The organism is Paraburkholderia sp. IW21 (assembly GCF_041321145.1).
Lineage (GTDB): Bacteria > Pseudomonadota > Gammaproteobacteria > Burkholderiales > Burkholderiaceae > Paraburkholderia.
This window is the reverse complement of the sequence record NZ_JBGGWA010000006.1, coordinates 188883-200702: the sequence shown is the minus strand read 5'-3', so window position 1 is coordinate 200702 and position 11820 is coordinate 188883. Positions and strand designations below refer to the sequence as shown.

At 62.4% G+C, this 11820-nt stretch carries 11 protein-coding genes; 8 read left to right on the top strand and 3 right to left on the bottom strand.

All coding sequences use genetic code 11. From position 1 onward, the window contains the following. The first annotated feature begins 1 nt into the window (after position 1). From ACAX43_RS16610 to ACAX43_RS16575, 8 genes are all read left to right on the top strand, one after another. Positions 2-1312: an acyl-CoA dehydrogenase family protein gene (locus ACAX43_RS16610; protein ID WP_370709496.1), complete on the top strand. Its 1311-nt coding sequence runs from the start codon at positions 2-4 to the stop codon at positions 1310-1312. Continuing rightward, positions 1312-2508, top strand: a complete 1197-nt coding sequence (locus ACAX43_RS16605; RefSeq protein ID WP_370709495.1) for an acyl-CoA dehydrogenase family protein — start codon at positions 1312-1314, stop codon at positions 2506-2508. The genes ACAX43_RS16610 and ACAX43_RS16605 overlap by 1 nt, the downstream gene beginning before the upstream one ends. After that, positions 2505-3308, top strand: a complete 804-nt coding sequence (locus ACAX43_RS16600; RefSeq protein WP_370709494.1) for an SDR family oxidoreductase — start codon at positions 2505-2507, stop codon at positions 3306-3308. Before ACAX43_RS16605 ends, ACAX43_RS16600 begins: the two co-directional genes overlap by 4 nt. Before the next feature lie 11 nt (positions 3309-3319). Beyond that, the gene (locus ACAX43_RS16595) at positions 3320-3802 is read left to right on the top strand and encodes a MaoC family dehydratase (RefSeq protein WP_370709493.1); all 483 of its coding nucleotides are present in this window, start codon (positions 3320-3322) and stop codon (positions 3800-3802) included. Between the two features lie 40 nt (positions 3803-3842). Beyond that, positions 3843-5048 carry an acetyl-CoA C-acyltransferase gene (locus ACAX43_RS16590; protein ID WP_370709492.1) on the top strand — a complete coding sequence of 402 codons (1206 nt, stop codon included), beginning with the start codon at positions 3843-3845 and terminating at the stop codon, positions 5046-5048. 210 nt (positions 5049-5258) lie between these two features. Then, positions 5259-6257, top strand: a complete 999-nt coding sequence (locus ACAX43_RS16585) for a sialidase (RefSeq protein ID WP_370709491.1) — start codon at positions 5259-5261, stop codon at positions 6255-6257. A 97-nt stretch (positions 6258-6354) separates the two neighbouring features. Next, a complete protein-coding gene (locus tag ACAX43_RS16580) occupies positions 6355-8901 on the top strand; it encodes an RND family transporter (protein WP_370709490.1) in 2547 nt (848 codons plus the stop codon). Positions 8902-9055: 154 nt separating this feature from the next. Next, positions 9056-10132 (top strand): Rieske 2Fe-2S domain-containing protein, encoded by a 1077-nt coding sequence (locus ACAX43_RS16575; RefSeq protein WP_370709489.1) that lies wholly within the window; start codon positions 9056-9058, stop codon positions 10130-10132. Here ACAX43_RS16575 and ACAX43_RS16570 read toward each other — a convergent pair. The 3 genes from ACAX43_RS16570 to ACAX43_RS16560 all read right to left on the bottom strand — a co-directional run bounded on the left by ACAX43_RS16570 (position 10021) and on the right by ACAX43_RS16560 (position 11819). After that, positions 10021-10278: a hypothetical protein gene (locus ACAX43_RS16570; protein WP_370709488.1), complete on the bottom strand. Its 258-nt coding sequence runs from the start codon at positions 10276-10278 to the stop codon at positions 10021-10023. The two genes, ACAX43_RS16575 and ACAX43_RS16570, sit on opposite strands and share 112 nt — an antisense overlap. A gap of 61 nt (positions 10279-10339) precedes the next feature. Beyond that, positions 10340-10789 (bottom strand): hypothetical protein, encoded by a 450-nt coding sequence (locus ACAX43_RS16565; protein WP_370709487.1) that lies wholly within the window; start codon positions 10787-10789, stop codon positions 10340-10342. Between the two features lie 763 nt (positions 10790-11552). Further along, positions 11553-11819 (bottom strand): hypothetical protein, encoded by a 267-nt coding sequence (locus ACAX43_RS16560; RefSeq protein ID WP_370709486.1) that lies wholly within the window; start codon positions 11817-11819, stop codon positions 11553-11555. Position 11820: the final 1 nt, after the last annotated feature.

Below are 11820 nucleotides of genomic sequence, written 5' to 3'. Positions count from 1 at the left end.
GATGAATCTCGCTCTCTCCGAAGAACAGGCGATGATTCGCGATTCAGCGGCGCAGGTGCTGGCCGAGCGGAGTGCATCGGCGGCGGTGCGGCACGCGATCGAACAGACGGCGGGCCGCGACGAAGCGTTGTGGCACACGCTCGCAAGCGAACTCGGCTGGTGTGCGCTGACCGTGCCGGAAGCGGCGGACGGCGCGGGCCTGGGCGCGTTGGAACTGGTGTTGCTGATGGAACAGATGGGGCGCCGCCTCGCCTGCGTGCCTTACTTCGGCACGGTGTGCCTCGCGGCGACGGCGCTGGCGCAGTGCGAATCCGAGGCCGCTCGTGAATGGCTCTCGCGAATCGCAAGCGGCGAGGCGAGCGCGACGCTCGCGTTGCACGCAGCGGCCGGCTTCGATGCAAAAACCGCTTCTGTGTACGCTACGGCTGGCCTCGATGCACGCTCCGCTTCGGCGCACGCTGCGGCTCGCTTTGATGCACGCACGGTTTCGGTGTACGCGGAAGAGACGGCTAACGGCTATCGTCTGTCGGGCACGTTGGCACAGGTTGTTGACGGTGCGAGTGCCGATCTGTTGCTGGTGCCCGCTGCGATCGCGAACGAAGCGCAAACCATCGCGCTGTTCGGATTGAACTGCGCTGATCTTGCCGGCCTCGTCCGCACGCCGCTCGTCACGCTGGATGCGACGCGTCCGTTGGCACGCGTCGAGCTGAATGCGGTCGATGTGCCGCGTCACGCGCTGCTAGCGTGTGGCCGCGAGGCGCAACGCGCGCTCCTGGACACCGCGTGGTTCGCGGCGCTGGCGCTGGCCGCCGAACAACTCGGCGGCGCACAGCAATGCCTCGACCTCACGCTCGCTTACACGGCGGAGCGCGTGCAATTCGGCCGCGCGATTGCATCGTTTCAGGCGGTCAAGCACCGTTGCGCGCAGATGATGGTCGAGATCGAGGCGGCCCGTTCGGCCGTGCTGGGCGCGGCGCAGGCGTGGGATCAAGCACGGAATCGGGCAGGCGCTCCTTTGTCACTGGACGTGCTTGCCGATATCGCCACGGCAAAAGCCACCGCCAACGACGCCTTCCGCTTCTGCGCTCAGGAAGCGATCCAGTTGCACGGCGGCGTCGGCTTCACATGGGAATACGACCCGCAACTGTATTTCAAACGCGCGCAGGCGTGCAGCGCGCAATTCGGCACCACCGCGCAGATGTTGTCGTTTATCGCGGAGCAGGTGATTGATCGCTGCGAGGTTTCTTCGACCGCAGCGCTGCAGCAGCCACCTGTCGACAACGCGCAAGCCGTCCTCGCGGGAGTGCTCTGATGAACAGCGAAACGCAACAGCAACGCTTGCGGGTGGAAGTCGCCGACTGGATGAGCACGCATCTGAACGGCGAGTTCGCGTGCCTGCAATACCGTGGCGGTCCCGGCGATGAAGGCGCATACCCGGCGCTGCGTAAGAAATGGGAACGTGAACTGGCAAGCGGCGGTTGGACGGGTTTGGGCTGGCCGAAAGAACAAGGCGGCCGTGCGATGTCCGTCGCCGAACAGGTGGTTTTTCACGAGGAATACGCACGCGCCGGCGGTCCAGGGCGCATGGGTCATATCGGCGAAGGTTTGCTCGGACCGACCCTGATCGCATGCGGCACCGAAGATCAGCGCATGCGTTTTCTGCCTGGCATCCTGAACGGTACGCAGTTCTGGTGCCAGGGCTATTCGGAACCGGGCGCGGGTTCCGATCTCGCGAACGTCCGCACTCGCGCGGTCCGCGACGAGAACGGTAACTGGCGCGTGCATGGCCAGAAAGTCTGGACGTCGCTCGCGCACGATTCCGACTGGATCTTTTTGATCGCGCGCACCGATCCGGAATCGCGCGGCAATCGCGGACTTTCATTTCTACTGATGCCGCTCGATCAACCCGGCGTCGAAATTCGCCCGATCAAACAATTGAACGGTGGCGCCGAATTCAACGAAGTGTTCTTCGACGGTGCGCTCGCCGCCGCTGATGATCTGGTCGGCGCACCCGGCGACGGCTGGCGCATCGCGATGACCTTGCTCGGCTTCGAGCGTGGCATGTCCACGCTGGGTCAGCAGATGCAGTTCATCCGCGAACTCGAATGGGTGGTCGACGCGGCGCATGAAGCGGGTGTTGCGAATGATCCGCTGATGCGTCAGCGGATCGCGCGGGCGTGGGCCGGCTTACGCGTGATGCGCTACAACGCGCTGCGCATGCTGGCGGGCGCCGGTGCCGATGAAAGCGGCGGCGCGTTGGGCCGTGAAGCGCTGATCTACAAATACTACTGGTCGAACTGGCATCGCGATCTGGGCCAACTGGCGATGGACGTGCTGGGGCCCAACGCCAATCTGATCGATGATGCCGACGCAAAGCGCACTCGCCTGCAGGGCGTGTTCCTCTTCTCGCGCGCCGACACGATCTATGCGGGCACCAACGAAATCCAGCTGAACATCATGGCCGAGCGCGGGCTCGGCATGCCGAGAGAACCCCGAGGAACCCTATGAACGAATTCCAAACGGTGCGGACCGTGCCGGCTTATGTGCCGGGCCACCAACTGCTGGCGGGTAAATCCGTGCTGATTACGGCGGCCGCCGGTGCGGGCATCGGCTTCGCTGCCGCCAAACGCTGCGCGGAAGAGGGGTGTCGCGCGCTCTTCATTTCAGACATTCACGAGAAGCGCCTCGCGCAGGCGGTCGAGACCTTGCGCACTGAGACGGGCTTGCAAGCGATCTACGGACGCCTGTGCAACGTATCGGTGGAAGACGAGGTGCGCGCGCTGGTGGCGGATGCCGAAGACCGGTTGCAGGGCGTCGACGTGCTGGTCAACAACGCCGGACTTGGTGGCGCGCGCCGCATCGTCGAAATGGACGATGCCGAATGGTCGCGGGTGATCGACATTAGCCTTACCGGCACCTTCCGCATGACGCGGGCGATGTTGCCGCACATGCAGGAGCGTGGCCGGGGCGTGATCGTGAATAACGCGTCGGTGCTCGGCTGGCGTGCGCAGCCGGAACAGGCGCACTACGCAGCGGCGAAAGCCGGGGTGATGGCGCTCACACGCTGCGCCGCGCTCGAAGCCGCGCCGTACGGCGTGCGCATCAATGCGGTGGCGCCGAGTATTGCGCTGCACGATTTTCTGAAGAAGTCGGCTTCGGCCGATCTGCTCGATCAACTGGCGTCGCGTGAAGCATTTGGACGCGCCGCCGAAGTGTGGGAGGTGGCGAACGTGATGGTCTTTCTGGCAAGCGACTACGCGTCGTATATGACCGGCGAAGTGCTGTCGGTCAGCAGTCAGCACGCGTGATGGAACGCGTCATGGCTGAAGTGTGCGGCAACCCGCTGCCGGCTCGCGTGTTCGCTCATCCAGACGATCTGCTCGCAGCGGCTGGCGAACCGCTCGGCGAAAGTGCGTGGATGCAGGTCGAGCAGGCGCGCATCGCGCTGTTCGCGGATGCCACGCTCGATCATCAATGGGTTCATGTCGATGCCGAACGCGCACGACAAGGTCCGTTCGGCGGGTGTATCGCCCATGGTTTCCTGACGCTCTCGCTCGTCAATTTCTTTTTGCCGCAGATCGTACGCATCGACGGCGCGCGGCTCGGCGTCAATTACGGCTGCGACAAGATCCGCTTCCCGGCGCCGGTGCGAGCCGGCGCGCGTATTCGCGGCGTCGGCCAGTTGCTGCGGGCCGAAGCGATTGAAGGTGGCGTGCAGGCCTGGATTCGCGTGACCGTCGAAATCGACGGCGAGACTAAACCCGGTTGCGTGGCCGACACCATCAGCCGCTACTACCTGTAGTAACCCGAAGAACCCTGAAGAACCCGTAGAGGAATAGTTCATGAACGAAGCGGTCATCGTCTCGGTTGCGCGCACACCGATCGGCAAAGCGTATCGCGGCGTGTTCAACGATACCGATGCGCCCGCACTCGGCGGCCATGTGGTGCGGGCCGCTGTCGAGCGCGCGCAGCTCGACCCAGCCGATATCGACGACGTGTTGATGGGCTGCGCCGCGCAGCAGGGCACCCAGGGCTACAACATCGGGCGGCTCTCGGCGGCTGCGGCGGGCTTGCCGGCTTCGGTGCCGGGCATGGCGATGGACCGGATGTGCTCGTCGGGCTTGATGACGATCGCGACAGCCGCGCAAAACGTCCTGTGCGGCGACGCGCGGATCGTGGTGGCGGGCGGTGTGGAGTCGATCACGCTGACGCAGAACAAGCACAAGAATGCATACCGGGCGCGTTCGGACGCGGTGCTTGCGCAGCAGCCGGCTGCGTACATGGCAATGATCGAAACGGCGGAAATCGTGTCGCGCCGTTACGGCATCTCGCGTACGGTGCAGGACGAATACGCGCTGACGAGTCAACAACGTACGGCTGCGGCGCAGGCTGCGGGCCGTTTCGATGAAGAGATCGTGCCGTTCGATGCCCAGCGCGCGCTGTTCGACAAGGAAGGCAAGCCGGCCGGCAGCGAAAGCGTGCGGGCCACACGCGATGAATGCAATCGCGCCGAGACCAGCGCGGAAAGCCTGGCGGCGCTGAAGCCGGTCTGGAGCGGCGGCGAGGCGGTCGCGCAGGGCGAGTTCATCACGGCGGGCAATGCGTCGCAACTGTCCGACGGCGCGGCGGCGGTGGTCGTGATGAGCGCTGCCGACGCGAAACAGCGCGGTTTGAAGCCGCTCGGCATCTATCGCGGCATGGCGGTGGCGGGCTGCGACGCCGACGAGATGGGCATTGGTCCCGCACTCGCGGTGCCGAAACTGCTGGCGCGTCATCGGCTGACGGTAAACGACATCGGCCTGTGGGAAATGAACGAGGCGTTCGCGTGCCAGGTCATTTACTGCCGCGATCAACTCCACATTCCAGCGGATCGTCTGAACGTGAACGGGGGCGCCATCTCGGTCGGCCATCCGTTCGGGATGTCCGGCACCCGCATGACGATGCACGGGTTGCTCGAAGCGCGGCGGCGTGGCGTGCGCTATGTCGTCGTGACGATGTGTGTCGGCGGTGGAATGGGCGCCGCGGCGCTCTTCGAAACGGCGGCGTAGACCGCGGCCGGAGCTTTGCATGGGATCGGAGTAAGTGCTCTGCATGGGACCTGAGTAGCGCGCTAAAGCGCGAACTCCGGTCGACACGCTAAAGCGCGAACTCCGGTCGACACGCTAAAGCGCGAACTCCGGTCGACACGCTAAAGCGCGAACTCCGATCGACAGCTAAAGCGCCAACTTCGATCGACATCTGGTCGACAGGAGACAAACATGAAATCGACACTACCTGGCTTGCTGCTCTCCGCGGCCGTGTTGGGCGCAGCGCTGTTTGCGTTTTCGCCCCGCCCGGTGCCGGCTTTCGCGGCCACCGCCATTCAGGCCGATCGCTTGCAGATCAACGGGCTCGCCCGAGCGGGCACGCGGCTCGTCGCGGTTGGCGAGCGCGGCGTGATCCTCTTGAGCGACGACGCGGGCGCATCCTGGCGGCGAGCCGCCGTGACGTCCGACGAAGCATCGGCACTTACCCAGGTGTTCTTCATCTCACCGCGTATCGGCATCGCGGTGGGGCACGACGGCTGGATCGTGCGCACCGTCGATGGCGGCGCGCACTGGAGCGAAGTGCGCTTCGAGCGCAAGCATTCGGACCCGCTGCTGTCCGTGTGGGGCAATGCGGATGGACTGGTATTCGCCAGCGGCAGCTTCGGCCAGCTGTTCGTCTCGCACGACGCGGGCGCGACATGGGCCCAACAGAAAACGCCCGCCGACGATCGTCATCTGAACGCGATTGCCGGCGATTCGAGTGGCCGTTTGATGATCGCCGGCGAAACCGGCACGCTGCTGCGCTCGACCGACAACGGCGCGAGCTGGGAGAAGCGGCCCGTGCCTTATCAGGGATCGCTATTCGGCGTGCTGAAGCTGGCTAACGGCGACTGGCTCGCGTACGGCATGCGCGGCAACGTGCTGCGCAGTACCGATCAGGGCGACACGTGGACGCATATCGATAGCCGCGTCGGCACTTCGTATTTCGGCGCCGTGCAACTTGCCGATGGCGAGCTGGTGCTGGTCGGCCAGGGCGGCGCGATCGTCACCTCGCGCGATAACGGACAGCGCTTCGCGGTACGCAAGGTGGGTGGCGTGCAGAGCCTTGCTGCCGTGGTCGGCGCCGGGCAGGGCGAGCTTGCGCTGGGCGGGGAAGCGGGCGTGTCGTTGCTGCCAGTATCGCCCACAGGCCGGTTCGCGCTTGCGTCATCCGGCGCGTCGCCTTCCTGAACTCGCGGCTGCGTTTGCCGACCCTTCATAGCGCGCTCGCTGGCCACGCATTCGCCACGCCCGCCGCGCTCCAAGTTGTCTTGCCGTGAGACGCATCATGAACGCTTCGTCCTATTCTTCCTCGTCCCGTCTTTCACGTTTTGTCGAGCGTTGCGCCGACGCCATCATGCGGCACCGGCGCATCCTGCTGACGCTGTGCCTCGCGTTGACGGTCGCGCTGGGTTGCTCCGCGACGCGCTTGCGGCTCGATCCCGGGTTCAACAAGATGATCCCGATGCAGCATCCGTACATGCAGGTGTTCAACCGCTATGCGAGCGCCTTTCCGGGCGCGAACACGATCCTCGTGAGTCTGCGCTGGAAGGGGCGCGGCGACATCTACAACCAGGCGTTCATGGACGACCTGTGTCACGCGACTGACGACGTGTTCTTCATCCCCGGCGTGAATCGCTCGCGGGTGTTCTCGCTGTTTACACCGAACGTGCGCTATACGGAGGTGACGGAAGCGGGCTTTCGCGGCGACGTGGTCGTGCCCGGCCAGTTCAGCAGCGGCAATCCTGACGATCTCGCCAAAGTGCGCCGCAACGTCGCCCGCTCCGGGCAGATCGGCAGACTGGTCGGCAACGACCTGCATTCCGCGCTGATTCGCGCGGAGTTGCGCGAGACGGATCCCGTTACCGGCAAGCATCTGGATTACGGCGCGGTGGCGCGGCAGCTCGAACAGATTCGCGCGCGCTATTCGAACCAGGATGTCGAGGTCGACATCATCGGCTTTGCGAAACTGGTCGGCGATGTGGAGGCGGGGATCAGCGGCGTGATCGGCTTTTTCTCGCTCGCGTTTCTGATTACCGCTGCGCTGTTGTTTGCGTACACGCGTTCGGCGAAGACCACGGTGCTCGCGCTGTTCGTCGCCTTGCTGCCGGTGGTGTGGCTGCTCGGCGCGTTGCCGGTGCTCGGCCTCGGTATCGATCCGATGTCGATCCTCGTCCCGTTCCTGATCTTTTCGATCGGCGTCTCGCATGCCGTGCAGATGACGAATGCGTGGAAGCAGGCGCTGGTCGCCGGCATGTCCTCGACCGATGCCGCACGCGACGCGTTTCGCAAGCTGTTCGTGCCGGGCACGGTTGCGTTGCTGACGAATGCGCTCGGTTTCATGGTGATCATGCGCATCCAGATCGAGATCGTGCGGGAGCTCGGCGTCACGGCGTGCCTCGGGGTGCTGTTGATGATCGTCACCAACAAGGTGTTTCTGCCGATCCTGTTGTCGTACACGCGGCTGGAGGCTGGCACTTTGGCGCGCGCGCAAAGCCGTGCGGCGCAAGGCGGCGGCCGCTTGTGGACGCGCTTCGCGATGTTCGCGCGGCCCGCGCCGGCGCTCGGCGTCTTCGCGATCGCGCTGCTGTTGCTCGCGTTCGGCGCGAAAGAGTCGCGCAATCTGCAGATTGGCGACATCGGCGTCGGCGCGCCCGAGTTGCGCAGCACCTCGCGCTACAACCTCGACAACGCGCGAATCACGAGTCAGTACAACATCGGCGTCGACGCGCTCGCGGTAATCGTGGAGACCAGCGGTTTCGACGACGCCTGTCTGCATTACCCGGTGATGAGCGCGATCGAGCGCTTCGAGATGGAGATGCGCGGTGTGGCGGGCGTGCAGTCGGTAGTAAGCGTGCCTTCGCTCGCGAAGATTTCGATTGCCGCCTTCAACGAAGGCAATCCGCGCTGGGGCGCGCTGCCGCGTTCGAGCGACGGCCTCACGCAAGGCGCGAGCGCGTTCGATCCGGACAACGGCATGAACACCGAGAACTGCCAGGCGATTCAGGTGTTGATCTACACCGCCAATCACGAGGGCAAGACGATCGCGCATATCGTCGATGAGATCAAACGGCTGGCGGCGGAAGATCACACGCCGAATGTCGCATTCCGGCTCGCGGGCGGCAACGTCGGCGTGATGGCCGCCACCAACGAAGCGGTCGGCGACGCCGAGGTGGCGATGCTGCTGTCGATCTTCGGCGCGATCGCGTTGCTGTGCTTCGTGACGTTCCGGTCGTGGCGCGCCGTGTTGTGCATCGTCGTGCCGCTGACGGTGGTGTCGATTTTGTGCAATGCGGTGATGGCGCGGCTCGGCATCGGCCTGAAGGTCGCCACGTTGCCGGTGATTACGCTCGGCGTGGGGGTCGGGGTGGATTACGGCATCTACCTGTACGAACGGCTGCAGCATGAGGTACGCGGGGGCGCCACGTTGCCCGACGCGTTCGCTGCGGCGATGCGCCAACGTGGCACGGCCGCCTTGTTTACCGCGGTGACGATGTTCATCGGCGTGGGGACATGGGCGTTTTCCGCGCTGAAGTTCCAGGTCGATATGGGCGTGCTGCTGGCTTTCATGTTCCTCGTCAATCTGTTCGGCGCGGTGTTTTTGTTGCCGGCGCTGGCGGCATGGCTCGGCGTCGAGCGGGCAGAGCGGCGGCCACGTGATCGTGGTGTTGTGGCGGATGTGGCCGTGGCGAATGTGCCGAATTTGCCCAATGTGGCGAATGTGGCGAATGTGGTGAACGCGACAGGCGTGCCGGGTGCACCCGTGCGCGGCGCTGCGTCGGCTGCCGGCAACGTCGAGCCGGCTGCGCTCGAACATGGAAATCCGGGGCGCTAGCGGGTAGCTGAAGTCCCTAGTCCGTCGGGACGATGAAAGCGGTGTGCGCCACGTCTATCGTCAGGCGTGAGCGCGAATGGTTGCGCGCTTCGCAAGAACACTGATGACGGCGGCTATGACGAAGTGCCGTCTTTTCCATTGGAGGAGATAAGAGATGTCCGCACGTCCGTACAAAATTGAATCGCAGCCGCTCGTGCAGCGTTACGCACGCGGCTGGCATTGCCTCGGTCTCGCGAGCGAATACAAGGACGGCAAGCCGCACACGCTGAACATCTTCGGCCGGCGCCTTGCTGCGTTCATGGATTCGCAAGGTCGCGTGAATGTGGTGGACGGCTATTGTCCGCATATGGGTGCCGATCTGAGCACCGGCCGCGTGGACGGCGACACGCTCGTGTGTCCGTTTCACGGCTGGCAATGGGACGGCGAAGGCAATTGCCAGTCGATTCCTTACTGCAAGCGGATTCCGCCGAAAGCCAAAATCGGCACCTGGCAGACTTGTGAGCAAAATCAGCTGCTGTTCATCTGGCACGATCCCGAAGGCAATGCGCCGGCTGAGGAAGTGGCCATTCCCCGTATCGATGCGTGCTTCTCCGACGAATGGTCCGATTGGGTCGTGGATCTGATGGTGATCGGCACCAACTGCCGCGAGCTGGTCGACAACATTTCGGACATGGCGCACTTTGCGACCGTGCACGGCGCGCCGGTTGATTACTTTGCCAATCTGTTCGAAGGGCACAAGGCGACACAACTGCTGGTTGGCCGCAGCGAACGCCTCGGCGACGACGAACTGATCGCTTTGTCCACTTACTTTGGCCCGGCGTATCACATCACCGAGATGACGGGGCAGAGCGGCGGCCATCCGATTCATTCGATTCTGTTGAACTGCCATGTGCCGATCGACATGAACAGTTTCGAGTTGCGTTACGGCGTGATGGTGAAGAAGGTGCCGGGCTTATCCGACGAACAGAACATGGAGATTGCGCGAGCTTATTCGAAGCAGGCGCAGGCCGCGTTTTATGAAGACGTGGCGATCTGGGACACGAAGACGCGTATCGACAATCCGCTGTTGTGCGAGGGCGATGGACCGCTGTATCAGATGCGCGACTGGTACTCGCAGTTTTATCTCGATGCGGCGGATGTACGGCCTTCGAGTACGGCGAGAAAGGTGGTGGAGATCAAGGTGCGCGAGGGCGGAGCGCCACCGCCTTTGCGGCATGTATTCGAGGGGTGATGAAATCTGGAAAGGGTTCCTGGCCACGAGTCGCGGTCCCTTCTACCTGCTCCAGAATTGGACAGGATAGACACAAGTGCATCGTGCTCGTATTGGTAGAGTGGAACCCTGACGTTGCGATTTATGGCCGCTTCAAGAGGACGCAAATGACTTTAAAGAAAATTCTGGCTCGTCTGACAAGTCAGTCCACGGAAACGTGGCCATATTTCATTTGTTTTCGCCCAGAATTTTCTTTATTGCCGCACATTTTGGGACGCTCGACGTTTCCATGTCGTCTGGACAGGCCAGCCATTTGTAAAAATCCAACTCCTGACTCGCGATTTTCGATCGACATGCCGCTACTTGAAAATCAGTATCCGGCATGTAGCCGTCGCCCCATTCATTAAACGCGAACGCAACAACGGAACAATCTGACTTGAACTTATCTTTCCAAATCTGGAAATTCGCATCAAGTGCGACTTGTTTTTCTCCTTTGGTATTTTGTCTGATGCTTTCATAAAGTTTTTTGGCCTTCGAAATTGTCTTGTCCGTGTCGACGTCGGTGCATGTCAGAAAGTCGTCCCGTGTTTTTGCTTTTTGTTCGCAAATGGAATCTGCAAATGCAGACGAAAAAGCAACAAGGAAAATAGCAGTAGCTATAATTTTAATGGCTTGCATCGTAATCCCCATCCTTAAACAATCTCCCTTCAGCGCGGCGACGTTTTACAAGGCCGGGGAGGTTGGCCGTTAGCTCCTGCTCGTGGTTGAACAAGATCAATTGGCCGAGACTCGCCGGGTTTGAACGCGATTGATATAAGACTGGTCTGAAAAATCAAAAATGTTAAGCAAGCGGCCAGGGCAATTGCACGAAACGTTACAGATAGCGGCGAGGTCGTTGTAAGCCCGGTTGAAAGCGTGTTTACTCTGGGTTTTATGCCCTGGAATAAGCGATGCAGGAAGACGTACTCAGTATCGAAGAAGCGTTTGGCGATTTGTGCGATCCGCGCAGCCGCACGCCAGCCGAACACGCGGCCATAGTCGATCCCCGCATACAGTGCCTGCCCCGTCTGTCCGATAGGCCAGCGGCGTCGGGACATCGAGCGCGAACCTGCCGATGCGGAAGCATGGCGTCTCGACCGGCAGCAGTGGAAGCCCTCGAATGTCGGGAGGGTCGAACGCACAGCTGGTTCTGCTCGGCGTTGGCCCGTGCGGCGGCGGCTTCATCGGCTGGCGTCGGCGCATGCTGCGCGTTCGACGCGAGCGATACCAGGGCTGTGAGCGGCAGTGCCGCCAGCCTCCTTCGGATTTTCATGATGAGTTCGATTCCCACCCGGACAGCACGTGAGGATCCAGGTCGAACAGGGCAGGCTCGTCATCACGCCGGATTGAAACACTCCACAAACAGCAAGCCCGGCCGCGGCCGGGTTTGCTGTTTGTCAGATTAGCTAATGACTTCCTTCACGTAAGTCACAAACTTGTTTCGCCCTGCTTCCTCTAAGTGCAGGCGACCACAGGAAGGGCAGCGATACACCGTGATTTCTTTTCCGCGAAGCATTTCGTAAAAATACTCACCGTCAACCGCCTTTCCTTCATCCAGAGCATTTCCTACATTTTCAAGCGTCTCCTCTGGAATAAGCCTCCATTCGCTCTCACTCGGTGAGACGATCAAGTTTATGACATGACCACATCTACACGCGAACTTTGCCATC